A 23,145-nucleotide genomic window follows, 5' to 3' on the forward strand; every position below is an offset into this window, starting at 1 on the left:
TTGGCATTTGACAAGTGCACGCTGTTGAGTTCTCAAGGATCGGACGCACCTCCCACTCAGCTTCACAGCCTCGCCAGAAGGGCAACTTCACAATCGTAGCCACACCCTCTCACCCAAGTCAAATCGACTGGGCCGCAATCTCGCCGGCGCAAGCAGAAGCTCACACCAGCTCCATTCGGAGTGGCTGACCCCATGCAACCCGAGGGTTACAACATCGAAACGCAACCGAAGTTGGTGTTTTGAAGGGGGTTGTTCTCCGCTTGAGGGGGGTAAAGCCTTCCGGCTCTTCCGCGTCCCTGTGGGGCGAACAAGTAATAACTTACGCGCCAGATGAACATCGGGCAAATCTGAACTACCCCCCGGGCGTGTCGCACTCAGCCGGGTTGCACGCACCGGTGGCCGACGAGAAAACGAAGTGCTGATCGCGGCGAGAAAGAGCCGCAATGCGCCTCAGTCTCGCCCACCTGGGGGACCCAAAATGAGCAGAACTGCGAAGACCGTGACCACGCCTACGACAAGCAGCAATCCGAGAATCCATGGCTTGCGCAAGAACCAGCGCATCAGGCGATCGTGCCACGCAGCATCCCTTGGGTCATCCGTCTCTTCCCTTCGCCAGGCGCCCTCGAGTCGGCCGGTGCGATGCAGCCACAGCTCAGCCGGGATGGTTGCATACGGGATGATCGTGCTGACGATTGCGATCGCCGTCGCGCCAGCCTTCCAACGCTGATTCTTCGCGACGAGTACGGCCGTCACTCCGTAGGCAAGAAAGACGAAGCCGTGGATGCCGCCGCCAATCGACACTGCCCACGCCCAGTCGACGGTTGCTCGCAGGATCAACCCCGTGATGAGCAAGGTCCATGAGATCGCTTCGGCGATGGCAAGGGTACGAAAAAGGGTCAGGGGCGTGCGGAACACGTCTCTCCTTGGGTAGGGGGGAATCATTCGAGCCAACGAGCGACGCCGCGGTATGCGGCGTCGCTCATTGTGGTTACTGCTGTTCGGCCTGCGCCGCTTCTTGTTGCTGCTGCACCTGCGCACGCACCTCATCCATATCCAGTCCGCGCACTCCAGCAATCAGCTCATCGAGCTGAGGCGCAGGAAGAGCTCCGGGCTGGGAGAAGACCACAATTCCACCGCGGAACACCATCAGCGTCGGGATTGATGTGATCTGAAAAGCCGAAGCAAGCTCCCGCTCTGCTTCAGTGTCGATCTTTCCGAACGAAATGTCGGGGTTTGCTTCAGAGGCGGCTTCGAAGACCGGTGCGAACTGCCGGCACGGGCCGCACCATTCCGCCCAGAAGTCCAAGAAGACAATCTCGTTATCGGCGACGACGCTTGCGAGGTCGTTTGCGGTGATTTCGGTAGTGGCCATGGCTCGTGCCTCCTGGATCGTCGGTGCGCCACCGCGAAATACGGCGCCGCGTTACTCACTAGTCTGCCGTCTTTGATGCCACCGCGCCCCGGCGCCGCAGATCCGACGACCACAACCACAGCTGTGCGCAGCACAGCCGAGGCCCCGCCCACTACCGTGGAGTCGTGACTCTTTCGCTGGACGACCTTCGACGGTGGCCCGATCTTGAGGGGCCAGACCTGCAAGCGTCGGACGCCGCTGACCGGTTGCTTCTTGACGAATCCGAACACGCCCGCCGCGCCTCGAGCGCGACGGACATCGTCGTTATCGGCGACAACTATGGTGCGCTCACTCTCCGCACCGCGAGCGACAGCTTCCCCGCGGAGGGGCAAAAGATTCGAGTGCATCAAGATGCACTCACTGGCGAACGCGCGCTGGCGGCAAATGCAGCGCGCCTGGGTCTCGACGCGACTTTCACTTCCGGGCCGCTCGGCCCTGATCTTGTGCGTGGCGCGAAACTGGTTCTATTGCGCTTGCCCCGGTCGCTGGAAGCACTGCATGATATCGCGGGTGTGATCGCGATGGATGCTGCGCCTGACGTCGTCGTCTTTGCTGGCGGCCGCATCAAACACATGACTGTCGCCATGAACGATGTGCTTCGTGACCACTTCACAACGGTCGATGTGACCCATGCTCGGCAGAAGTCTCGGGTGCTCATCGCTCGTGGTCCGCACTCTGGCCGCGCGCCGTTGCCACAACAAGCTACGCACGGTGCTCTTGTGGTCTGCGCTTTCGGCGGGGCATTCGCGGGCACCTCTATCGACATCGGCACCCGGCTGCTGCTCGAGCATCTGCCGACCGCACTCCCCCACGACGGGACCGTGATCGACCTTGCCTGCGGCACGGGCATCGTGGCTACGACGCTTGCGAGGCGAACTCCGCCCCGAAAGGTGATCGCATGTGATCAATCCGCCATCGCGGTGTCGTCCGCGCGCGCGACCGCCCAAGCGAACGGCGTTGGCGACACCGTGACTGTCGTGCAAGACGACATGCTGGCGAGCCAACCGGATGCCGCAGCATCCCTTATTGCGCTCAATCCCCCGTTTCATGTGGGGGCCGCCATCTCAGAAGAAATAGCGCCACGAATGTTCGCCGACGCGGCGCGAGTGTTGCAACCGGGCGGCGAGCTGTACACAGTGTGGAACTCCGCGCTGAAGTACCGCGCATCTCTGGAGCGTCTCGTCGGCCCTACCCGTCAGCTGGCCCGAAACGCCAAATTCACGGTGACAGTCTCGACGAAGCGTTAGTCACGCTCGTTCAACGCGGGGTGCGCGTCGACCAGTATGCCCACGCGACGAGCACCGGCTGAAAGAACAATCGCACCAGGCGTTTGCGGTCTGAATCCAAGCTGAATCCATCGCGCCGCTTGGTGTACTGCTCGATATTGCCGGGAAACACCGCGACAAAAAAGCCTGCGAGAATCACGCCCAGCCTGCTGCGCGATGCAGGAAGCACTACCAGTGACGCACCCAACATCACCTCGACAACGCCAGAAGCCACGACAACCGCGTCTTTGTCGAGCGGAGTCGCCTCGGTCGTCCAGTCAGGCACCTGAGCTTGGAACTCTTTGCGTGCCCAAAACATGTGGCTCAGTCCAGCAAAAACCATTGCTGCGGCCAGCGTCCATCGTGCGATTGTCCTCATAGCAAGAGCGAACCACAAAAGTGACGTGGTCGGGGTAATCGGTGTCGATGCGCTAGTGGGCAATCCGCATGCCACCTCAGTCGGCGGTTAGTCGAAAAGCAAGAGATCGCTGGTGGGATGCTCGACGGAGACGCGGAAGTCGAGCTTTGGACCCGTGCGGGACACATCAAGGTCAAGCTGCTGAAGGGCGCCGACATGCGTCGGATCGACAGCCTTCAGGCAAAAGAGAACCCCCGAAGGCGACAAGCCCTCGGGGGTTCTTCTTGCGCTGCTAGAAGTCCCAGTCGTCGTCTTCGGTCGCTTCGGCCTTGCCGATGACGTACGACGAACCTGAGCCACTGAAGAAGTCGTGGTTCTCGTCGGAGTTCGGCGACAACGCCGACAGGATCGCCGGGTTGACGTCTGTCGTAGCCGCGGGGAACATCGCCTCATATCCGAGGTTCATGAGGGCCTTGTTGGCGTTGTAGTGCAAGAACTTCTTGACGTCTTCGGTGAGGCCGACCCCGTCGTAGAGGTCTTGCGTGTACTGAATCTCGTTGTCGTAAAGCTCATACAACAGCGAGAACGTGTAGTCCTTGATCTCGTCGCGCTCAGCCTGCGACACCTTCTCGAGTCCCTTTTGGAACTTGTAGCCGATGTAGTAGCCGTGCACAGCCTCATCGCGGATGATGAGGCGAATCAGGTCGGCGGTGTTGGTGAGCTTGGCGCGCGATGACCAGTGCATCGGCAGGTAGAAACCCGAGTAGAACAGAAAGCTCTCAAGGAGCGTCGAAGCGACCTTGCGCTTGAGCGGATTGTCGCCCTGGTAGTAGTCCATGACAATCTGAGCCTTCTTCTGAAGGTTCGGGTTCTCCACCGACCAGCGGAATGCCTCGTCAATCTCTTTCGTCGAGCACAACGTCGAGAAGATCGACGAGTAGCTCTTCGCGTGCACCGACTCCATGAACGCGATGTTTGTGTACACAGCTTCTTCATGCTGAGTGATCGCGTCAGGAATGAGCGAAACCGCGCCCACGGTGCCCTGAATCGTGTCGAGCAAAGTCAACCCGGTGAACACCCGCATGGTGAGCAACTGCTCTTCGGGCGTAAGGGTGTTCCACGATTGGATGTCGTTGGACAGTGGAATCTTCTCAGGCAACCAGAAGTTGTTGACGAGTCGGTTCCAGACCTCTACGTCTTTGTCATCTTCGATGCGGTTCCAGTTGATGGCCTGGACGTGCTTCAGGAGCTGAAGCTTTTCGGTCATGTCAGTTCTCTCTTGCAGACTTATGGATGAATGAGTGCTGGATCACAGCATGCAGCTGACGCACTCGGTCATGTCGGTGCCCTCGAGGGCCATCTGCCGCAGGCGGATGTAGTAGATCGTCTTGATGCCCTTGCGCCATGCGTAGATCTGAGCCTTGTTGATGTCACGCGTAGTGGCGGTGTCTTTGAAGAACAGCGTCAGCGAGAGCCCCTGGTCGACGTGCTGCGTGGCCGCGGCATAGGTGTCGATGACCTTCTCATAGCCGATTTCGTAGGCGTCCTGGTAGTACTCCAGGTTCTCGTTCGTCATGAACGCCGCCGGGTAGTACACGCGACCGAGCTTGCCTTCCTTGCGGATCTCGATCTTCGACGCGATCGGGTGGATTGAGCTCGTCGAGTTGTTGATGTAGGAGATCGAGCCGGTCGGGGGCACCGCCTGCAGGTTCTGGTTGTAGATTCCGTACTGCTGGATCGATGCCTTCAGCGCTACCCAGTCTTCTTGCGTCGGGATGTGCTTGCCCGAGAACAGCTCAGTGACTTTATCGGTCTCGGGAACCCACGCACGGTCGATGTACTTGTCGAAGAACTCGCCGCTCGCGTAGGTCGAGTCTTCAAATCCGTCGAATGCGTGGCCCTTTTCGATCGCGAGTTTGTTCGATGCCCGAAGGGCGTGGAACAGCACCGTGTAGAAGTAGATGTTCGTGAAGTCGATGCCTTCTTCTGAACCGTAGAACACGTGCTCGCGGGCGAGGTACCCGTGCAGGTTCATTTGGCCCAAGCCGATGGCGTGCGAACGGTCGTTTCCGTCTTCGATCGAACGCACTGATGCGATGTGGCTCTGCTCGCTGACCGCGCTCAGCGCACGGATAGCGGTTTCGACCGTCTGACCGAGGTCATCAGCATCCATCGACAAAGCGATATTCATTGAACCGAGGTTGCACGAGATGTCTTTGCCGATCTCTTTGTAAGAGAGGTCTTCGTTGTACGTCGTGGGCGTGTTCACCTGCAGGATTTCACTGCAGAGGTTCGACATGTTGATGCGGCCCTTGATCGGGTTGGCCTTGTTCACCGTGTCTTCGAACATGATGTAGGGGTAGCCCGACTCGAACTGAATCTCCGCGAGGGTCTGGAAGAACTCGCGCGCGTTGATCTTGGTCTTCTTGATGCGCGGATCATCGACCATCTCGCGGTACTTCTCGGTAACCGAGATGTCGCCGAACGGAATGCCGTAGACCTTCTCGACGTCGTAGGGCGAGAAGAGGTACATGTCTTCGCCATTCTTGGCGAGCTCGAACGTGATGTCGGGGATGACGACACCGAGCGAGAGCGTTTTGATGCGGATCTTCTCGTCAGCGTTCTCGCGCTTGGTGTCGAGGAAGCGGAAGATATCGGGGTGGTGCGCGTTGAGATACACGGCACCTGCGCCCTGGCGAGCGCCGAGCTGATTGGCGTAGCTGAAGCTGTCTTCGAGAAGCTTCATCACGGGAATGATGCCCGATGACTGGTTCTCGATCTGCTTGATCGGTGCGCCCGACTCGCGGATGTTCGACAGCAGCAGGGCGACGCCGCCGCCGCGCTTTGACAGCTGCAGGGCGGAGTTAATGCCGCGAGCGATCGATTCCATGTTGTCTTCGATACGCAGCAGGAAGCAGGAAACGAGTTCACCGCGCTGTGCCTTGCCCGAGTTGAGGAAGGTGGGCGTTGCCGGCTGAAAACGACCCGAGATGATCTCTTCGACCAGGTCGTGCGCGAGCTTCTCGTTGCCGTCAGCGAGGCCTAGAGCGGTCATCACGACACGGTCTTCAAAGCGCTCGAGGTAACGCTTGCCGTCGAAAGTCTTGAGCGTGTAGCTGGTGTAGTACTTGAAGGCGCCGAGGAAGGTCTCAAAGCGGAACTTCTTCGAGTACGCGAAGTTGTTGAGCTCTTGGATGAAGTCGAGCGAGTACTTCTCGATGATGGTGGGCTCGTAGTACTCCTTCTCTACGAGGTAGTCCAGACGCTCTTTGAGTGAGTGGAAGAACACGGTGTTCTGGTTGACGTGCTGCAGGAAGTACTCCCGCGCGGCACGCTTGTCTGCTTCGAACTGGATCTTGCCATCCGCGTCGTACAGATTGAGCATCGCGTTAAGGGCGTGATAGTCCATTCCCTCGAATCGCGCCTCAGTCTTGAATGTCGATTCGGTCACCACTGTGTCTGCCATCGTTCTAATCCCTCGCTCACACGTTCTACGTCTTCAGGCGTGCCAAATACTTCGAGCCGATACAAGTGCGGCACATTGCACTTGCGGCTGATGATCGTGCCAGCGAGCGCGAAATGCTCGCCAAAGTTGGTATTTCCCGCCGAGATAACGCCTCGGATCATGTCTCGATTGCGCTCGTCATTGAGGAATCGAATGACCTGTTTGGGAACGGCACCCTTCTCAACTCCCCGCCCTTGACCTCCGCCATACGTGGGGGTGATCAGGATGTACGGTTCATCGACGACGAGAGCCGGATCCGTTGAATGCAACGGGATCCGAACCGCTCGTGCGCCGAGCTTCTCCACGAAGCGTGCCGTGTTGCCCGACAGGCTGGAGAAGAAGACGACGAGCGGCGCCGCGGCTGCCCGGCTGGCAACCGCGTGACGCTCTGCGATCACGGTTGCCATGAGCGTCAGGCGAGGCGCGAAGCCAGCTCGTCGATTTTGTCGGGACGGAAGCCCGACCAGTGGTCTTCATCAGTGATGACGACAGGTGCCTGGAGGTATCCCAGAGCCTTGACCTGCTCGAGTGCTGCCGCGTCTTCTGACAGGTCGAGAATGTTGTACTCGATCCCCTTTGAATCCAGCGCACGGTATGTCGCGTTGCACTGCACGCATGCAGGCTTTGTGTAAACGGTAATCGCCATTGTGACCCCGTTCTCCCCTCAAATCTAATGTTCGTTCCGGCAGGCCCCCACCGGGAGTCCAATACTACATATGGGTACCGACATTCGATAGCACCACAAGGACTAGTAGTTACATCAATGTCATTTTCCACCGTTCTCCCCATGTACAACACAGGTTTTCCACCGATTCATCCACAGGCGCGCTGAGAGTCCGGTGTGCAAAAAGTCCCAGAATCACGCCGCAGTTGGGCGAGTCGAATTGATCTGTCCACAGGCAAGAAGAGTTAGCGATCCTCAGACAGGCAATCTGCCTGTGGACAACGTTTTGGGCGTGTCGCGGCGCGTCGCCAGATCGGGTCTCGGCGAAGCACGCTGAGACCACCATCGTGGCGCTAACGTAGTCAGGTGTCGCGCTACGGGGAACTGCTGAAGACGCCGGGCGTCGGGCGCATCATGGCCGCCCAGCTCACGGCTCGGTTTCCCAACGGAATGACCAGCCTCGCCGTCCTGCTGCATATCGAGCAGGTGACTGGCTCGTACGGTGCGGCGGGGCTTGTATTGGCGGCCACTTCTGTGGGGCAGGCGGTCGCGGGCCCTGTCACGAGCCGCTGGATGGGCGTGTGGGGCATGAGACGGGTGCTCACGGTGACGACCATCATCTGTGCCGCTGCGATCACTGCCATAGCGCTCGTTCACATGGTGGTCGCCGGCTACATGCTGGTCGGCTTGGTCGCTGGGCTCTCCACTCCCCCAGTGCAGTCCGCCGTGCGCACCATCTACCCCAAGATGGTGACGTCAAAACAGCTCACTCCCCTCTTCTCGTTGGATGCTTCGCTGCAAGAGCTGATCTGGGTGCTCGCACCGGTGGTCATCACCGTCGTAGCCACCCAGGTCGGCACGGTGCAAGCGCTCATCCTGATCGTTGCCATCTTGATCGGCGGCTGCGCCTGGTTCATCCTTTCGCCAGAAGTCGGACGTGTGCGCATCCCCCGAAGTCGTCGCCGACTCGGCAGAGTATTGCTGAAGCCACCCGTCATGCTCGCCACGGTGGTGGGGTTTCTTCTGATCGGCGCCTGTGCCGCGGTGGAAGCGGGCGTTGTCGCCACATTCGGTCACGACGGCATCGAAGCGGGCATCGTGCTGGCTCTGTTCGCCGTCGGCAGCCTGGCCGGAGGACTGAGCTTTGGGCATCTTCCCATCGGCCCCTGGGCGATGGCACGCCGATTCGCAATCGTCACCATCGGAATGACACTGGCGATGTTCTCACTCGACGTGTGGTGGATGAGCGGCACGCTGATCATCGCCGGCGCCGGAATCGCCCCCGCCTTTGCCGTGCTCTTCGCGATGACGTCGGTGAGCGTCAAATTCAGCGAGACCGCCGAGGCCTATGGCTGGATCGGCACCGGTCAGCTGATCGGCGCCGCAGCGGGCTCCGCTGTGGCAGGTTTCCTCATCGATGGCGTGGGCCCCGAAGGGGCGATCGCCGCCGCGGCCGGCTTCGCAGCCCTCGGCACGATCGTCGCCATTGTGTTTGTGCGCGGTTTTCCCGATCTGCGCGGACGAGACTCCACCCCGATACCTGATACCGAACCGGTGCAGACCATTACCTGAGCGTGATCGAGCGCAAGCGCGGCTTCTATGCTGTAGTCGTGCCCGCTCCCGTCGTTCTTCCTCGTCTGTCATGGGGATCTGCCCGTAGCCCCCGTCGCGCTCTGATGATTCATGGCCTCGGCTCAAACGGCGCTCTGATGTGGCGCTTTGGCACTGCGCTGGCCGAAGCGGGCTGGTATGCCCAGGCGGTCGACCTTCGCGGTCATGGCACGGCGCCGCGAGTGTTGGACTACTCCATCGCCGCTTACGCCGCGGATCTCGCCGAAACGTGCCCTGCACGCGGCGGCTCTTGGGATCTGGTCATCGGGCATTCGCTTGGTGGATCGACAGCCACGGTGGTGGCAGCATCCGACCCCTCGTGGACTAAGCAGCTAGTGCTCATCGACCCGGCGATACACCTCTTGCCCCACGACCGACAGACCGTGCGCAACAGCCAGGAGCAATCGTTCGCAGACCCCACGCGCGAGGCGGTGCGCGCTGAGCATCCGCACTGGCATGAGCATGACGTCGAGTTGAAAGCCCAATCGGCGCAACAGGTGAGTCGGTGGGCGGTGGAGCAAACCAGCGAGCAGAATTCGCCATGGGATGTTCGGGATGCTGCTGCGCGGCTGACTACTCCGACTCACGTGATCGGCGCAGACCCGAAGGTCTACTCGATCTTCACGGGCGAACTCGCTGCCGAAGTGCTCGCGGCGAATCCGCGTATCACCATGTCGATCGTGCCGGGGTCGGGCCACTCGCCGCATCGCGACAAGCCGGAAGCCACGATCGCGGCGTTACACCTCGCGTTGCGCGAGCGCTGACACCTACAACGGCGTCTGCCTTTTCGCGAGTTTCCTCGTCTGCCCGTGCCGCAGGAGGGCACAATGAGAAGGGTGAGCTCCGAATCTTTCGATCCGTCCGTGTACCTGCCAGATGAGCTGCTCGAGCGTATTCGCCAGCGAGCGGCTATCCACGATCGAGAGAACACCTTTCCCCAAGATGACTTATTGGAGCTGAAAGCCGCCGGGTATCTTTCCCTGCTCGTCCCCGCGGCCCTCGGGGGCGCTGGGCTGAGCCTTGCCGAGGTCTCGCGCTTGCAGCAGCGGCTGGCGGGCGCCGCACCGGCAACCGCGCTCGCAATCAACATGCACCTGGTGTGGACCGGCGTGGCGAAAGTGCTGGCAGATCGCGACATCAGCACGTTGCAGTTCGTGCAGGAGCGCGCCGTGGCCGGCGAGGTGTTCGGCTTCGGAATCAGCGAGGCAGGCAACGATCTGGTCTTGTTTGGCAGCAATACCGAGGCCACTCCTGATACAGACGGCTCATACGCCTTTTCCGGCACCAAGATCTTCACGTCACTCGCTCCGGTCTGGACGCATCTGGGAGTCCACGGCCTCGACACGTCCGAGCCCGACGACCCGCGAATGGTCTACGCGTTCATACCCCGCTCCGAAGAAGCTGCCGGTCGCGTGGTTGTGCGCGATGACTGGAATACGCTCGGCATGCGCGGCACACAGTCGCGCACGACCGAGCTTCACGGTGCAGTCGCGCCCGCCGACCGCGTCGTGCGACGGATCGCCCCTGGCCCTAACCCCGACGCGATCGTGTTTGGGATCTTCAGCGTGTTTGAGCTGTTCTTAGCGTCGGTTTATACCGGCATTGCGCGACGTGCGCTCGATGTCGCTGTGACCACCGCGGGAGAACGTCAATCGAAAAAGACCGGCAAATCGTATAGCCAAGACCCCGACATTCGGTGGCGGATCGCCAACATGGCGCTCGCCTACGACGCGCTGCCGCCACAGATCGAAGCTCTCTGCAACGATGTGGAAGCAGCGGCAGATCACGGGCCGAAATGGTTCTCGATGTTGAGCGGGGTGAAGCACCGCGCAGTGACCGCGGCAAAGGGGATCGTCGACGACGCGGTGCTCGTCGCTGGCGGCTCTTCGTATTTCGCAGCAGCCGAGCTGAGCCGGCTCTATCGAGACGTGCTTGCCGGGCTCTTTCACCCGTCAGATCCCGAGTCTGCACATTCGACAGCGGCCGCCGCATGGCTCGGTCCGGTGCAGGAGTAGCCCGGATCACTTCTTAGCGAGTGCGTCCCAGTCGATCTCAATGCAATGCGGATCTGACACCGAGACCCGCGCGGGCAGCACCGCCCCAACTTCGGGCCAGAATTGTCGCGAGGTGACCACCTCGGTGGTGACGCGAGTCGCGGGTACACCCTCAGCCGAGGCAACCACGTCAAGCTGACACGCTTGGTAGCGCGCGCGCCCGACCGGTTCTGACACCGAGATGACCAAAACGCTGCCTCTGACTGCGTCGGCCAGCGGATCGCGCACCAGCTTCTCGAGTTGGTGCGCCATCTCGTCGAACTCATCCATCTTTCGAGCCTAGCCCGACGAACACCGCCGCTACGCATGCGAGGATGACGCCATGGCACGGACACCGACCGAACTCCTGACACCTGCCGACCAGCAGCGTCGACATTCCCTTCGTCGCATGAAGGCTGTGGCGCTAGGCGCACTGCTTTTCATGGCGCTGGTGTTCGTCGTCTCTTTCGCATTCGAACAGGATGTGCCGGCGCTGGCATACGTTCGCGCGGCAGCCGAGGGCGGAATGGTGGGAGCGCTCGCCGATTGGTTCGCGGTGACGGCACTTTTTCGGCATCCACTCGGCATCCCGATTCCTCACACCGCAATCATTCCCAGCCGAAAAGACGAGATCGGTCAGACGCTCGGCGACTTCGTCGAAACAGAGTTTCTCCGCGGCGATGTGGTGCGAGACAAGCTCGAGAAGAGCGCGATCGCGGCGCGACTGGGCGAATGGCTCGCCGTGCCCGAGCATGCGGAGCGCATTGCAGCCGAGGGGTCGGTGATGGCCTCTAGCGTGCTGCAAGCCCTCAGCGACGACGATGTGCAGGGCATCATCGAAGACCTTGCGCGCGAACACCTGATCGACCCGGAGTGGGGTCCGCCTCTCGGCGATTGGCTGAATCGAATTGTGACGGCAGATGCGCACCGTAGCGCCGTTGATCTCGGACTCGACACCATCGCCACGTGGTTGGAAGCGAACCACACCTCCTTCACCGGTCTGTTCTCGCGTCGTCTTCCGGGCTGGGTGCCCTCGCTTGCGCACCGGTTCGTCGACGATGCCGTCTACAACGAGGCAATCAAGTTCGTCGCCGCTGTGCAGGCCGATCCGCACCACCCGGCTCGTGTTGCCATCGATGGCTATCTGGCGAGGCTGGCCGACAACCTGCAGCACGACCCGACAACGATCGGTCGGCTCGAAGATGCCAAGGTGTCAGTCTTCGACAGCCCGCGAGTGCGCCAGCTTGCAGGCGACGCCTGGAACACCGCCAAAACGGGCCTACTCACCTCGATGGCAGATCCCCAAAGCGCCCTTCGGCAGCGCGCGGCGGCGGCACTGAGCGAGATCGGCGAACGATTGACGACGGATGCAGCGCTACAGCGTCGCGTCGATGGGTGGGTCATCGACGCAGCCGTCTTCCTGGTGGATCGCTACCGCCATGACATCGCCTCGATCATCACTGACACGGTGGAGCGGTGGGATGCCGACGAGACCACCGAGAAGATCGAACTGATGGTTGGGCGCGACCTGCAGTACATCCGTTTGAACGGCACGATTGTGGGCGCGCTTGCGGGGCTTGCGATCTACACCATCGCTCACGCCTTCTTCCGCTGACACATTGAAAAATCACCCGTGCGTTAGGTGAGCATGGCGAGTAGCCTGGGCGCGTGGCCGCCGACCATCTTCTTTTCAGCTACGGGACGCTTTCGCGTCCCGAGATTCAGCTTGACACGTTCGGCCGACTGCTCGCGGGCGAACCTGACGCGCTTCCCGGATACACGATGGACTACGCACGAATCGACGACCACCGACTCGTTGATATCTCAGGGCAATCGATTCACGCGGTTGCGCGCCCGACGGGCAACTCTCTCGACAAGGTCGTGGGACGAGCGCTTCGACTCACCGAAGACGAGGTAGACGCCTGCGACGAATACGAAGTCGCTCTGTTTCGCCGCATTCAGGTGCGTCTGGCGAGTGGTCGCGAGGCGTGGGCCTACGTGTCGTCGTGACAGCACGACATCAAGGCGTAGCGATAGCGTCGAGAGCGTGACTCTTTCACGCGATGAACTCTGGCCTCGGGCGGGTCTGTGGGCGAGCTTCGATGACGCTCCAGGCCCGTGGGATGCCGCACTGTTGGGCGCTCCGGCTTTTCGAACGTCGCTCTCGCCCACGGGTGCCCACGCCACGCCAGCCGCGGTGCGTGACGCACTGCAGCGCTACAGTCCGACTCTCATGGGCAACCCGCCGGTTGATCTGAACGAAGTACTGCGGATCGCCGATGCAGGTGATGTGAGCTCGCCCGACGGCCCCGACGGTGAAGCTGCGCTTCGCGAACGGGTGCGCGAGCTTCAACGCCGCACGGAACTTATCATCGCTCTCGGCGGCGACAACTCCATCACCTATGCGGTGGCGCAGGGCGCAGATGCCCACGGACTCATAACCCTGGATGCCCACTTCGATCTACGCGACGGGGAATCGAACGGTTCGCCGGTGCGCCGCCTAGTAGAAGACGGGCTCGACCCGCACCGCATCGTGCAGATCGGCATTGCCGATTTTGCCAACTCTGCCGCATACGCGCGCCGAGCCGCCGAGCTCGGTATTGCCGTGATCACCCTGGACGACGTGCGTCGAGAAGGCATCGAAGCGGTGGTCGCGAGAGGGCTAGAGGTCGCGGGCAGCGCCAGTGGCAGAATCCACCTCGACATCGACGTCGATGTCTGCGACCGCTCCGTCGCGCCGGGTTGTCCGGCATCGGTGCCTGGCGGGCTCGCCGCATGGGAGCTGCGCACGGCCGTACGAGCGATCGCAAGCGATGCGCGCGTCGTCAGCGCCGACATCGTCGAAGTGGATGCGACAGCAGACGCCACCGACGCACGCACGGTGCGCCTCGCCGCGCTGTGTGTGCTCGAATTGCTCGCAGGAAAGGCAGCGCAAAAATGATTCAGCTCGCGCTCGTACGTCATGCCAAATCGGACTGGGGTAGCCCCGAACTCGATGACCACGACCGGCCCCTCAACGATCGCGGCCGAAGCGATGCTCCCAGCATGGCGTCCAAGTACGCGCGCGAGCGCTTCACACCCGACGTGATCCTGTCGAGCACCGCACTTCGCGCCTGCACGACCGCCGGCTTTTTCGCCGAGGCATTGGGCATGAGCCTCGAGCTTCAGGAACAGCTCTACGGCGCACCTGCCTCGCTATTGCTCACCGCCGCCGCGAAGAGCGGCCACTGCTCGGTGATGGTCGTCGCGCATGACCCGGGAATGAGCGTGCTCGCCAGCCATCTCTCGGGAGAGCGCATCCAAGCCATGCCCACGTGCGCGGTCGCCACTTTCGCGTGGGATGAAGACGACTGGAGCGCGGTAGACGCCCTCGAGCCGGTGAACTGGTCATTCAACACCCCGCGATAGCACGCGTGCCGCGCCTTGCCAACGCCCCAGCTAGAGCGTGATGCCCCCTCGCCACACTTGCGAGATGAGCGGCACGCCGGGCCGGTAGGCCAGGTGCACGCGGGTCGGCGCATTGAGAACAACGATGTCAGCGCGCGCGCCTGGTGAGAGATGACCCACGTCGTTGCGCCGCAGTGCACGGGCGCCGCCGGCGGTCGCGGCCCATACCGCTTCAGCCGGGGTCATGCCCATCTCGCGCACAGCGAGCGCGATCATGAGCGGCATAGAACTGGTGAAGTTCGACCCCGGGTTGCAGTCGCTCGCCAGCGCCACCGTGACGCCCGCGTCGATCAGCCGCCGCGCATCGGGGTAAGGCTGTCGTGTCGAGAATTCCACGCCGGGAAGCAAAGTGGCCACCGTGTCGCTGCTGGCGAGGGCGGCGATGTCGGCATCAGAGAGATATGTGCAGTGATCGACGGATGCGGCGGCTACCGATACCGCCAATGCCACACCGTCGCCGTGGCCAAGCTGATTGCCATGAACGCGCGGAAGCAGACCTTCGGCGATTCCGGCCTCAAGGATGCGCCGCGACTCTTCGAGGGTGAATGCGCCCCGTTCGCAGAACACATCGACCCAGCGGGAGTGCGGCGCACACGCGCGCAGCATCTCGCCGGTGACCAGCTCGACGTACTCTTCGGGGCGTTCGGCATACTCGTCCGGCACGACGTGCGCACCGAGAAAGGTCACTTCAGAGGTGACCTCAGCAGCGAGGCGTGCCATGCGCGTCTCGTCGGCAACGGTGAGTCCGTAGCCGGTCTTGATCTCGAACGCCGTGGTTCCCTGTGCGTGCAACTCAGCGACGAGCGCGGCGAGCCTGTCGCGCAGTTCGTCATCGCTGGCATCTCGCGTCGCCGCGACCGTGCGACGGATGCCGCCCGCGGCATACGGGGTGCCTGTCATGCGCGCCTCGAACTCGTCGGCGCGATCGCCGCCGAAGATCAGGTGGGTGTGGCTATCGACGAAACCGGGGATGACCGCTCGTCGGGCAGCATCCACCACTTCGTCGGCCGCGGGAGCGTCGGCGGCCGCACCGATCCAGGCGATAGCAGCGCCGTCGATGAGCATAGCGGCGTCGCTGAGGGTGCCGCAGGCGTCGCCCGGCGTCGCGACGTTGGTCGTCAGCTCTGCGATGTTGGTGATCAGCGTGGTGGTCATCAGAGCATCGGAACGTTCAGCCCGCGTTCGCGCGCCACCTCGCGCGCACGGTCGTACCCGGCGTCAACGTGCCGCATGACACCCGTGCCGGGATCGTTGGTCAGCACGCGCGCGATCTTCTCTGCGGCGAGCGCCGTGCCGTCAGCGACCGTGACCTGCCCCGCATGAATCGATCGGCCGATGCCGACTCCCCCGCCGTGGTGAATCGATACCCAGCTCGCGCCGCTTGAGGTGTTGAGCAGCGCGTTGAGCAGCGGCCAGTCGGCGATGGCGTCTGAGCCATCGGCCATGGCCTCGGTCTCGCGGTAGGGGCTCGCCACGGATCCAGCATCCAGGTGATCACGGCCGATCACAATAGGACCAGTCAGTTCGCCCGACGCGACCATCTCGTTGAACTTCAATCCTGCGAGGTGACGCTCTTTGTAGCCAAGCCAACAGATGCGTGCGGGCAAACCTTCGAAGTGAACGGTGTCGGCTGCTTTTTCCAGCCATCGGACCAGACCCGCGTTATCGGGGAACAGCGCTTTGACCGCATCATCGGTCTTGCGGATGTCTTCGGGGTCGCCTGAGAGCGCCACCCAGCGGAAGGGTCCCCGTCCCTCAGCGAATTGCGGGCGGATGTAGGCGGGCACGAAGCCGGGGAACGCGAACGCACGGTCAAAGCCGCCGAGCTGCGCTTCGGCACGGATCGAGTTGCCGTAGTCGAAGACCTCCGCACCCGCGTCTTGAAAGCCCACCATTGCCGAAACGTGAGCTGCCATCGATTCACGAGCCCGCACGGTGAAGCCTTCGGGGTCGCGCTCTGCCTCGGCGCGCCACTTTTCGTGGCTGATACCGACCGGCAAGTACGCGAGCGGATCGTGCGCGCTGGTCTGGTCGGTGACGACGTCAATCGGCACGCCGCGACTCAGCAGCTCAGGAAAGACCTCGGCCGCGTTGCCGACGACTCCGACAGAGAGTGCCTCGCCGGCGTCTTTGGCGGCGAGGACGAGGGTGAGCGCTTCATCGAGGTCGGTGGTGTATCGGTCGAGGTAGCCGTGGTCGACACGCCGCTTCAGCCGTGACTCGTCGACGTCAACGATCAGCGCCGCGCCGCCGTTGAGTGTGACGGCGAGTGGCTGGGCGCCGCCCATGCCGCCGCACCCAGCGGTAAGCGTGAGCGTGGAGGTGAGGTCTTCGCGTCCGAGAGCGCGAGCGACGGCGGCAAAGGTCTCGTAGGTTCCCTGCAGAATGCCCTGCGTGCCGATGTAGATCCATGACCCGGCGGTCATCTGGCCATACATCGTGAGGCCGAGCTCTTCGAGCTTGCGAAATTCGGGCCAGGTTGCCCAGTCGCCGACGAGGTTCGAGTTGGCGATAAGCACTCGCGGCGCCCATTCGTGCGTGCGAAATACGCCCACGGGCTTGCCGGACTGCACCAGCAGCGTCTCGTCGGGCTCCAACTCGTCGAGGGTGCGCACGATCGCGTCATACGCTTCCCAGCTGCGGGCGGCCTTGCCCGTTCCTCCGTACACGACGAGGTTTTCTGGGTGCTCAGCGACCTCGGGGTCGAGGTTGTTCATCAGCATGCGCTTGGCAGCTTCGGCGCCCCAGCTCTTGGCGGTGCGCTCCGCACCGCGGGCGGCCCGGATCGTGCGGGAGTCGGTGTTCATCGGTTCTCCTTGGGTTGAGTGGGAAGGGCGCCATAGGCGGCCTCGGCAACGGCACCCGAGAGAACAAGACCGGTTACGGCTTCCAGCTCGGGGCTGAGAAAGCGGTCGGGGCCGGGGCCTGCGGCAACGGTGCGCACGAGATTACGCACAGCACCGGTCGCAGGGCTGGGCTGCAGCGGCGAGCGCAGGTCGATCGCGCGTGCTCCGGTGAGCACCTCGATAGCGAGCACTCGAGACAGCCCATCGATGCCACGGCGAAGCTTGCGCGCGGCGGCCCATCCCATCGAGACATGGTCTTCTTGCATCGCTGATGACGGGATCGAATCCACCGAAGCGGGAGCGGCGAGGCGCTTGAGCTCCGAGACGATGCCGGCCGCCGCATATTGCGCGATCATCAGTCCCGAGTCGACGCCGACTTCATGTGCGAGAAATGGCGGCAGACCGTGGCTGCGGGTGGGATCGAGTGCACGGTCGGTGCGCCGCTCCGAGATCGAGGCGACATCTGCCACCGCAATCGCGAGAAAGTCGAGCACGTAGGCGACCGGCGCGCCGTGGAAGTTTCCGTTCGACTCAACGCGACCGTCCAAGGTGATCACGGGGTTGTCCACGGCAGAGGCAAGCTCACGCGAGGCGACCATTGCCGCGTGGTCGGCAGTGTCACGGGCGGCACCGTGCACCTGCGGCGAGCAGCGAAGCGAGTAAGCGTCTTGCACCCTGGTGCACGTGCTCGGGTCGCGGTGTGACTGGACGATGCCCGAGCCGGCCAGTAGGTCTCGCAGGTGAGCAGCCGATACCGATTGGCCATACTGCGGGCGAAGTGCCTGCAGATCTGCGGCGAACACCGCTTCAGTACCCAGCTGGCTCTCGACCGACATCGCCGCAGAGACGTCAGCGGTATCGAGCAGCACGCGCAGGTCGTGCAGGGCGAGCAGCAGCATCCCGAGCATTCCATCGGTGCCGTTGATGAGGGCGAGCCCCTCTTTTTCGCGCAGCACTAGCGGCGTGATTCCCGCCTGAGCAAGGGCGATGGATGCTGATACCTCGGCGCCGCTCGCATCGCGCACCGAACCCTCGCCGAGCGCGGCAAGAGCCACGTGCGACAGCGGCGCAAGGTCGCCCGAACAACCGAGCGAACCATACTCTCGGACAATCGGGGTGACACCGGCGTTGAGCATGGCGGCATAGGTCTCAACGACAACGGGGCGCACCCCGGTGTGCCCGCTGGCGAGGGTCTGCAGACGCAGCAGCTGGAGTGCCCGAACGACCTCTCGCTCTACCTCCTGACCGGTGCCGGCGGCGTGGGAGCGAATCAGGCTCGCCTGCAGCTGGTGCCGACGCTCGGGTGCGATGAACGTGGTGGCCAGAGCGCCGAAGCCCGTCGAGATGCCGTAGTGCGGCTGGGGGTCATCAGCGAGTTGCTCGACGAGCATGCGACTGCTCGACACTCGAGCCATCGCGGCGCTATCGAGTTCAACCTTCGCTCCATGGCGGGCCACCGCGACCACCTCTTCAGCGCGCAGCGGCGACGCTCCTACGAGAACGGTGAGATCGGTGTCGGTGGTCATAGGACGATTCCACACCGCGCCGGTCGTGTTTCACCGTGCTTCGTGGCATCCTGTGTCTGGGATGCCAGACAAAACAGCACGCGTACAAGTACCCGCCGCAGACCAGACACTGCGCATACTCGGCCTGCTCGCGCGGCAACGCGGCCCGATCGCAGCCAGCATGATCGCCACGCAGCTCGAGATTCCGCGCTCGAGCGTCTACCACCTGCTCGCCACGCTGGAAGAGCACGGGTTCGTGGTTCATATCGCCTCCGAACGTCGTTGGGGCCTCGGCACGGCAGCGTTCGAATTGGCCGGAGGCTACACCCGCCAGCAGCCGCTTGCGAGGCTCGGCAGAACGCTCATCGCCACACTCGCTGACCGCACCGGCGAGAGCGCTCACCTCGCGGTGATGACGGGACGGAATGTTCTCTACATCGTCGAGGAACGCGCACCCCGCAGGCCAGCGCTTATCACCGATGTCGGCGTGCGCTTGCCTGCCCACCTCACCGCCACCGGGCGCGCGATGCTGGCGGGGCTACCCCGCGAGCAGGTGCGGGCACTTTATCCCGACACCGCATCTTTCGCCGATCGCACGGGGCGAGGACCGCGAACGCCCCGCGAACTTCGGGAACTGCTGCGTGTCACGCGCAAGCAGGACTACGCCACGGAAGACGGTGAAGTCACGCTCGGATTGCGTTCGGTGGGGGTTGTCGTGACGAACCACACCGCCTGGCCGATCGCGGCGATCGCGGTGACATACCCAGAAGACACCACGAAAGACGCCGCAGCGCTGGCGAGCATCATCCGCATCTCGGCCGACGAGCTGAGCCGACGCATTCGTTGACGCTCAGGCGACGATGGCGACGGTTCCGGCCGTGAGAGCGACGAGCTCGTCGAACGTCAGGGGAAACAGTGTGTGGGGGGTGCCGCCTGCCGCCCAGATCTCAGCGTGCTGAGCGAGATCCTCATCCACGATCGTGGTCAGCTGCGTGGGGTGCCCTGTCGGCGCGACGCCGCCGATTGCCTGACCCGTCGCTTCCCTCACTTGCGCGGCGCTCGCCCGATCGATCGAAGCGCGCCCCAGCCTCTTGGCGAGCGCCACCGTGTCGACGCGATGAGCACCGCTGGTCATCACGAGCAACGGCTCGCCGTCTGAAATGAAAACGAGACTGTTGGCGATAGCACCCACTTCGATCTCGAGCGCTGCGGCTGCTGCGGCGGCGGTCGCAGCCGCATCGGGGAGCATCACGATCTGGCCGGTGATCCCGGCCTCGGTCAGTCGATCGGCCACGATTCTGCTGCGTGCGGGAAGCTCGGCGGTCATGGCCTCCAGCCTATTGGCGCTCAGGAGCGATGACGACTCAGCACAGCCTCCTTGCTGGCGTGCACGGCCGCAGTGCGCGAAGCTGAAGAGGTGCGACAGCTCATGCACGCTCTCACTCGCTATCCCGTCATCACGATGACGGCGATCGTCGCGGTCGTCGTGCTTGTTCTCGGCATCGCGGGACTGGCTGAGACGAGTCGTTGGTTCGCCACCATCTACGTCTCGGCGATCATCGTATGGACGCTCGTGGGCATGGTGCGCGACGTGCTACGCGGCCACCTCGGCCTCGATGTGTTGGCCGTAATCGCGATGATCGCCACGCTGGCCGTCGGCGAATATGTGGCATCGCTGATCATCGTGCTGATGCTGTCGGGCGGCGAAGCGCTCGAAGACTACGCCGCGCGCCGCGCGAAGAAAGAGCTGACGTCGCTGCTTGATCGGGCACCTCAGATCGCACATATCGTCGGCAGTGCAGACGCGTCTGGTTCGGATGCCATCACCGACGTCGCAGCCGACGACGTGCAGGTCGGCGATGTGCTGCTGGTGCGCCCATCAGAAGTGGTGCCAGCAGATGCCGTACTGGTGACTGACACAGCGTCTTTCGACGAATCGTCGTTGACCGGTGAAAGCATGCCGGTGACGCATGTCGCTGGAGAAGAAGTGCTCTCGGGAGCCCTCAACGGATCACAGGCTGTGCGTGTTCGCGCCATCCGCCGCAGCGCCGACAGCCAGTATCAGCAGATCGTTGCGCTGGTTCGTGAGGCACAAGAGTCACGTGCTCCGGTCGTGCGCCTTGCCGATCGTTTCGCTATTCCGTTCACCGCGGTGTCTCTGATCATCGCGGGCGCCGCATGGGCGATCTCGGGTGATCCGTCACGCTTCGCCGAGGTTTTGGTTCTCGCCACTCCATGCCCTTTACTCATCGCTGCCCCGGTTGCTTTCTTGGGAGGACTCTCTCGCGCCGCCAAAGCCGGCATCATCATCAAGAGCGGCGCGGTGATCGAACAGCTTGCGGGGGTGCGCTCGGCCGCGTTCGATAAAACCGGGACGTTGACCCAGGGCCGGCCGGCGCTCGTCGCGGTGCACACGCCCGACGAGTTCGACGACGATGAGGTGCTGCAACTGGCGGCGTCTGCCGAGCAGTACTCGAGTCACGTGCTCGCAGAAGGCATCCGCAACGCCGCGAGCGCACGAGGCCTCGCCCTGTCGACAGGTGCGAGCGCCAACGAGGTCGCCACCAACGGGGTCTCTGCGCTGATCGGCTCGCACACCGTGGTCGTCGGCAAACTCGTTTACATCACATCACTGGCACCCGATGCGCACACGATTGATCTTGCCCCCGGCCAGGCGGCAGCCTCTGTCGCCATCGATGGCCGCTTCGCCGGTGTGCTTGTGCTTGCCGACGATCCGAGGCCCGAATCGCGAGCGGTCATCAACTGGCTGCGCGAGCACGGGATCGAACGCGTCGCGATGCTCACCGGCGATGCTCAATCGACCGCCGACGCGGTGGCGCGCGAAGTCGGCATCACCGAGGTGCGCGCCGATCTGCTGCCCGGTGAGAAGGTGCAGCTGGCAACGCACATGCAACCGCGCCCGGTGCTTATGGTGGGCGATGGAGTGAATGACGCTCCGGTGCTCGCCGCTGCAGATGTCGGGATTGCGATGGGGGCCAAGGGCGCGACCGCTGCGGGTGATGCAGCAGACGCGGTGATCCTCAAAGACTCGCTGGCGAAAGTCGCCGATGCCGTGGCGATCGGATCGCACACGTTGCGCGTGGCGTTCACCGCGATCTGGATCGGCATCGCCATCAGCATCGCGCTCATGCTCGTCGCAACGACCGGCGTCATTCCCGCGGTCGTTGGCGCGCTGGTGCAAGAGCTCGTCGACCTGGCCACCATCCTTTATGCGCTACGGGCACTCAGCGGTCCGACCAGCGGGCTGGATGAGGCTTCCCAGAGCGATCCAGCAGCCACGGCGGTGCCGGAACGTCTCTAAGTCCCGATCCGCTTCCCATCAGCGCACGTTCTGCAATGACGGCGCGGCGAGTTGCTCGGGACCGGTCGGTTGCTGAGCAGTCGGTTGCTCCTCGCGCGAGGCTGTGGGGTCCGACGCGCTCACGCCCATTTTGCCGCCGAAGACGAAACGACGCTGCACCTGGTAGCTGGTGATGAACAGGACCGTCTCGGTGATGATCTTGGCCACGATCAGACTCATGCCCAGTTCGGTGAGCGCACTCATCCACACGAGGTTTGACGCGAGCAGCGCGATCGCAAGAATCGCATAGCGCGTCGCGTGTCTGCCCGCGTGCGGGCGACCTCGTTGCGCGAAGACGAACCGGCGGTTCACCAAAAAGTTTGCGGTGGCGCTCAACACTCGCGCCCCAACGATCGACACCGCGAGCCAGCTGCCGAGCCACGGCGACAGCAATGCGGCAAAGATCAGCAGTGCGACAGTATCGATCGCGAACGCAATCAGCGAAGAGCCCGCAAACAACAACATCGGCAGGGTGACGCGCAGCGAATCAGCAACCGGTCGAAAATGGCTCGACTCGTTCTGCTCGAGATACACCGTCTCGATGGCGATCTCACGGGCGCGGTAGCCTGCGCCACGCAAGCGCAACAGCATCTCGGTCTCGTATTCGAAGCGGTCGCCGGGCACTTCGAGAAGCCACGGCAGCATGTCGCTGGGCAAACCACGAAGGCCGGTCTGGGTGTCGGATGCTGACCAGCCAGCCGCCACCCGGAACAGTCCGCGCGACACATCGTTGCCCACGCGGCTGCGCAGCGGCACATCGCCGACGAAGTCGCGACAGCCGAGCAGAAGCGTGCTCTCGCCTGCCGCTCGGTCGACACGGAGCCCGTCTGCGACGCGCAGAATGTCAGCCACGGTGTGTTGCCCGTCGGCGTCGGCGGTGATCACATCATGACCCGGCCACTGTTCGAGCACGTCACGAAAGCCCGTTTTCATGGCCGCGCCCTTGCCACGGTTGTGGGCGCAGTGCACCACGTGGGCACCGGCGCGGCGCACTTCGTCGAACACCGAGGCGAACGCCGGGCCGCTGCCGTCGTCGACGACAAGCACGTCGAGCGTGACGTCGCTTTCGCGCAGCTGCCGGGTGAGTGGCGCGAGTTGGGCGCCGGGCTCGAACGCAGGAATGAGAACGATCATCGTGA

23 protein-coding genes and 1 pseudogene are annotated in these 23,145 nt (G+C 63.0%); 11 read left to right on the plus strand and 13 right to left on the minus strand.

Features of this window, described 5'->3' with window-relative positions:
• Positions 1–450: 450 nt before the first annotated feature.
• The gene (locus AB0O81_RS04735; protein WP_363581798.1) at positions 451–915 is read right to left on the minus strand and encodes a DUF3817 domain-containing protein; all 465 of its coding nucleotides are present in this window, start codon (positions 913–915) and stop codon (positions 451–453) included.
• Positions 916–988: 73 nt separating this feature from the next.
• Positions 989–1,372 carry a thioredoxin gene (gene trxA, locus AB0O81_RS04740; protein ID WP_363581800.1) on the minus strand — a complete coding sequence of 128 codons (384 nt, stop codon included), beginning with the start codon at positions 1,370–1,372 and terminating at the stop codon, positions 989–991.
• 164 nt (positions 1,373–1,536) lie between these two features.
• Here trxA and AB0O81_RS04745 point away from each other — a divergent pair, with 164 nt between their 5' ends.
• On the plus strand, positions 1,537–2,658 hold the full coding sequence (locus tag AB0O81_RS04745; protein WP_363581801.1) for a methyltransferase: 1,122 nt from the start codon (positions 1,537–1,539) through the stop codon (positions 2,656–2,658).
• A 10-nt stretch (positions 2,659–2,668) separates the two neighbouring features.
• On the opposite strand, the gene AB0O81_RS04750 is transcribed toward AB0O81_RS04745, so the two are convergent.
• Positions 2,669–3,055: a hypothetical protein gene (locus AB0O81_RS04750; RefSeq protein WP_363581803.1), complete on the minus strand. Its 387-nt coding sequence runs from the start codon at positions 3,053–3,055 to the stop codon at positions 2,669–2,671.
• A 114-nt stretch (positions 3,056–3,169) separates the two neighbouring features.
• Between AB0O81_RS04750 and AB0O81_RS04755 the strand changes: the two are divergent.
• A pseudogene (locus AB0O81_RS04755) lies at positions 3,170–3,277 on the plus strand (PH domain-containing protein); the annotation flags it as partial.
• A gap of 49 nt (positions 3,278–3,326) precedes the next feature.
• Here AB0O81_RS04755 and nrdF read toward each other — a convergent pair.
• From nrdF to nrdH, 4 genes are read right to left on the minus strand one after another with little or no spacing between them, the layout of a single operon-like run.
• Positions 3,327–4,301 (minus strand): class 1b ribonucleoside-diphosphate reductase subunit beta, encoded by a 975-nt coding sequence (nrdF, locus tag AB0O81_RS04760; RefSeq protein ID WP_363581805.1) that lies wholly within the window; start codon positions 4,299–4,301, stop codon positions 3,327–3,329.
• A 42-nt stretch (positions 4,302–4,343) separates the two neighbouring features.
• Entirely contained in the window at positions 4,344–6,500 is a 2,157-nt protein-coding gene (gene nrdE / locus AB0O81_RS04765; RefSeq protein ID WP_363581807.1) for a class 1b ribonucleoside-diphosphate reductase subunit alpha, read from the minus strand.
• The gene (gene nrdI / locus AB0O81_RS04770) at positions 6,482–6,946 is read right to left on the minus strand and encodes a class Ib ribonucleoside-diphosphate reductase assembly flavoprotein NrdI (protein ID WP_363581809.1); all 465 of its coding nucleotides are present in this window, start codon (positions 6,944–6,946) and stop codon (positions 6,482–6,484) included. The genes nrdE and nrdI overlap by 19 nt, the downstream gene beginning before the upstream one ends.
• A 5-nt stretch (positions 6,947–6,951) precedes the next feature.
• The gene (gene nrdH / locus AB0O81_RS04775; protein ID WP_363581811.1) at positions 6,952–7,185 is read right to left on the minus strand and encodes a glutaredoxin-like protein NrdH; all 234 of its coding nucleotides are present in this window, start codon (positions 7,183–7,185) and stop codon (positions 6,952–6,954) included.
• 384 nt (positions 7,186–7,569) lie between these two features.
• On the opposite strand from nrdH, the gene AB0O81_RS04780 reads away from it, so the two are divergent.
• The 3 genes from AB0O81_RS04780 to AB0O81_RS04790 all read left to right on the plus strand — a co-directional run bounded on the left by AB0O81_RS04780 (position 7,570) and on the right by AB0O81_RS04790 (position 10,829).
• Positions 7,570–8,775, plus strand: a complete 1,206-nt coding sequence (locus AB0O81_RS04780; protein ID WP_363581813.1) for an MFS transporter — start codon at positions 7,570–7,572, stop codon at positions 8,773–8,775.
• A 38-nt stretch (positions 8,776–8,813) separates the two neighbouring features.
• Positions 8,814–9,578 carry an alpha/beta hydrolase gene (locus AB0O81_RS04785; protein WP_363581815.1) on the plus strand — a complete coding sequence of 255 codons (765 nt, stop codon included), beginning with the start codon at positions 8,814–8,816 and terminating at the stop codon, positions 9,576–9,578.
• Between the two features lie 72 nt (positions 9,579–9,650).
• Positions 9,651–10,829, plus strand: a complete 1,179-nt coding sequence (locus tag AB0O81_RS04790) for an acyl-CoA dehydrogenase family protein (protein WP_363581817.1) — start codon at positions 9,651–9,653, stop codon at positions 10,827–10,829.
• Positions 10,830–10,835: 6 nt separating this feature from the next.
• Here the strand turns inward: AB0O81_RS04790 and AB0O81_RS04795 are convergent, their stop codons facing one another.
• A complete protein-coding gene (locus tag AB0O81_RS04795) occupies positions 10,836–11,138 on the minus strand; it encodes a hypothetical protein (RefSeq protein WP_363581819.1) in 303 nt (100 codons plus the stop codon).
• A 52-nt stretch (positions 11,139–11,190) separates the two neighbouring features.
• Here AB0O81_RS04795 and AB0O81_RS04800 point away from each other — a divergent pair, with 52 nt between their 5' ends.
• The 4 genes from AB0O81_RS04800 to AB0O81_RS04815 are packed head-to-tail and all read left to right on the plus strand — an operon-like array spanning position 11,191 to position 14,255.
• A complete protein-coding gene (locus tag AB0O81_RS04800; protein ID WP_363581821.1) occupies positions 11,191–12,462 on the plus strand; it encodes a DUF445 family protein in 1,272 nt (423 codons plus the stop codon).
• Between the two features lie 53 nt (positions 12,463–12,515).
• Positions 12,516–12,857, plus strand: coding sequence for a gamma-glutamylcyclotransferase family protein (locus AB0O81_RS04805; RefSeq protein WP_363581823.1), 342 nt, complete (start codon positions 12,516–12,518; stop codon positions 12,855–12,857).
• Between the two features lie 37 nt (positions 12,858–12,894).
• Positions 12,895–13,788: an agmatinase family protein gene (locus AB0O81_RS04810; RefSeq protein WP_363581825.1), complete on the plus strand. Its 894-nt coding sequence runs from the start codon at positions 12,895–12,897 to the stop codon at positions 13,786–13,788.
• A complete protein-coding gene (locus AB0O81_RS04815; protein ID WP_363581827.1) occupies positions 13,785–14,255 on the plus strand; it encodes a histidine phosphatase family protein in 471 nt (156 codons plus the stop codon). The genes AB0O81_RS04810 and AB0O81_RS04815 overlap by 4 nt, the downstream gene beginning before the upstream one ends.
• A 30-nt stretch (positions 14,256–14,285) precedes the next feature.
• On the opposite strand, the gene hutI is transcribed toward AB0O81_RS04815, so the two are convergent.
• From hutI to hutH, 3 genes are read right to left on the minus strand one after another with little or no spacing between them, the layout of a single operon-like run.
• On the minus strand, positions 14,286–15,449 hold the full coding sequence (hutI, locus tag AB0O81_RS04820) for an imidazolonepropionase (protein WP_363581829.1): 1,164 nt from the start codon (positions 15,447–15,449) through the stop codon (positions 14,286–14,288).
• Entirely contained in the window at positions 15,449–17,101 is a 1,653-nt protein-coding gene (gene hutU / locus AB0O81_RS04825) for a urocanate hydratase (RefSeq protein WP_363581831.1), read from the minus strand. Before hutU ends, hutI begins: the two co-directional genes overlap by 1 nt.
• Positions 17,098–18,666: a histidine ammonia-lyase gene (gene hutH, locus AB0O81_RS04830; RefSeq protein WP_363581833.1), complete on the minus strand. Its 1,569-nt coding sequence runs from the start codon at positions 18,664–18,666 to the stop codon at positions 17,098–17,100. The genes hutU and hutH overlap by 4 nt, the downstream gene beginning before the upstream one ends.
• Positions 18,667–18,727: 61 nt before the next feature.
• On the opposite strand from hutH, the gene AB0O81_RS04835 reads away from it, so the two are divergent.
• On the plus strand, positions 18,728–19,492 hold the full coding sequence (locus tag AB0O81_RS04835) for an IclR family transcriptional regulator (RefSeq protein WP_363581835.1): 765 nt from the start codon (positions 18,728–18,730) through the stop codon (positions 19,490–19,492).
• A gap of 3 nt (positions 19,493–19,495) precedes the next feature.
• On the opposite strand, the gene AB0O81_RS04840 is transcribed toward AB0O81_RS04835, so the two are convergent.
• On the minus strand, positions 19,496–19,972 hold the full coding sequence (locus AB0O81_RS04840; RefSeq protein ID WP_363581837.1) for a YbaK/EbsC family protein: 477 nt from the start codon (positions 19,970–19,972) through the stop codon (positions 19,496–19,498).
• A gap of 102 nt (positions 19,973–20,074) precedes the next feature.
• Between AB0O81_RS04840 and AB0O81_RS04845 the strand changes: the two genes are divergently transcribed.
• Positions 20,075–21,967 carry a heavy metal translocating P-type ATPase gene (locus AB0O81_RS04845; RefSeq protein WP_363581839.1) on the plus strand — a complete coding sequence of 631 codons (1,893 nt, stop codon included), beginning with the start codon at positions 20,075–20,077 and terminating at the stop codon, positions 21,965–21,967.
• A gap of 18 nt (positions 21,968–21,985) precedes the next feature.
• Here the strand turns inward: AB0O81_RS04845 and AB0O81_RS04850 are convergent, their stop codons facing one another.
• Positions 21,986–23,140 (minus strand): bifunctional glycosyltransferase family 2/GtrA family protein, encoded by a 1,155-nt coding sequence (locus AB0O81_RS04850; RefSeq protein WP_363581841.1) that lies wholly within the window; start codon positions 23,138–23,140, stop codon positions 21,986–21,988.
• Positions 23,141–23,145: the final 5 nt, after the last annotated feature.

The organism is Microbacterium sp. NPDC076911 (assembly GCF_040687125.1).
Taxonomy (GTDB): domain Bacteria; phylum Actinomycetota; class Actinomycetes; order Actinomycetales; family Microbacteriaceae; genus Microbacterium.

Excerpts from the sequence above, each read along its gene's own strand:
- hutH (WP_363581833.1), bottom strand. The coding sequence starts at position 18,666 with ATGACCACCGACACCGATCTCACCGTTCTCGTAGGAGCGTCGCCGCTG.
- AB0O81_RS04835 (WP_363581835.1), top strand. The coding sequence starts at position 18,728 with ATGCCAGACAAAACAGCACGCGTACAAGTACCCGCCGCAGACCAGACA.
- nrdF (WP_363581805.1), bottom strand. The coding sequence starts at position 4,301 with ATGACCGAAAAGCTTCAGCTCCTGAAGCACGTCCAGGCCATCAACTGG.
- hutU (WP_363581831.1), bottom strand. The coding sequence starts at position 17,101 with ATGAACACCGACTCCCGCACGATCCGGGCCGCCCGCGGTGCGGAGCGC.
- AB0O81_RS04795 (WP_363581819.1), bottom strand. The coding sequence starts at position 11,138 with ATGGATGAGTTCGACGAGATGGCGCACCAACTCGAGAAGCTGGTGCGC.
- AB0O81_RS04815 (WP_363581827.1), top strand. The coding sequence starts at position 13,785 with ATGATTCAGCTCGCGCTCGTACGTCATGCCAAATCGGACTGGGGTAGC.
- AB0O81_RS04845 (WP_363581839.1), top strand. The coding sequence starts at position 20,075 with ATGCACGCTCTCACTCGCTATCCCGTCATCACGATGACGGCGATCGTC.
- nrdE (WP_363581807.1), bottom strand. The coding sequence starts at position 6,500 with ATGGCAGACACAGTGGTGACCGAATCGACATTCAAGACTGAGGCGCGA.
- AB0O81_RS04800 (WP_363581821.1), top strand. The coding sequence starts at position 11,191 with ATGGCACGGACACCGACCGAACTCCTGACACCTGCCGACCAGCAGCGT.
- hutI (WP_363581829.1), bottom strand. The coding sequence starts at position 15,449 with ATGACCACCACGCTGATCACCAACATCGCAGAGCTGACGACCAACGTC.
- AB0O81_RS04750 (WP_363581803.1), bottom strand. The coding sequence starts at position 3,055 with ATGAGGACAATCGCACGATGGACGCTGGCCGCAGCAATGGTTTTTGCT.
- AB0O81_RS04850 (WP_363581841.1), bottom strand. The coding sequence starts at position 23,140 with ATGATCGTTCTCATTCCTGCGTTCGAGCCCGGCGCCCAACTCGCGCCA.
- nrdH (WP_363581811.1), bottom strand. The coding sequence starts at position 7,185 with ATGGCGATTACCGTTTACACAAAGCCTGCATGCGTGCAGTGCAACGCG.
- trxA (WP_363581800.1), bottom strand. The coding sequence starts at position 1,372 with ATGGCCACTACCGAAATCACCGCAAACGACCTCGCAAGCGTCGTCGCC.
- AB0O81_RS04840 (WP_363581837.1), bottom strand. The coding sequence starts at position 19,972 with ATGACCGCCGAGCTTCCCGCACGCAGCAGAATCGTGGCCGATCGACTG.
- nrdI (WP_363581809.1), bottom strand. The coding sequence starts at position 6,946 with ATGGCAACCGTGATCGCAGAGCGTCACGCGGTTGCCAGCCGGGCAGCC.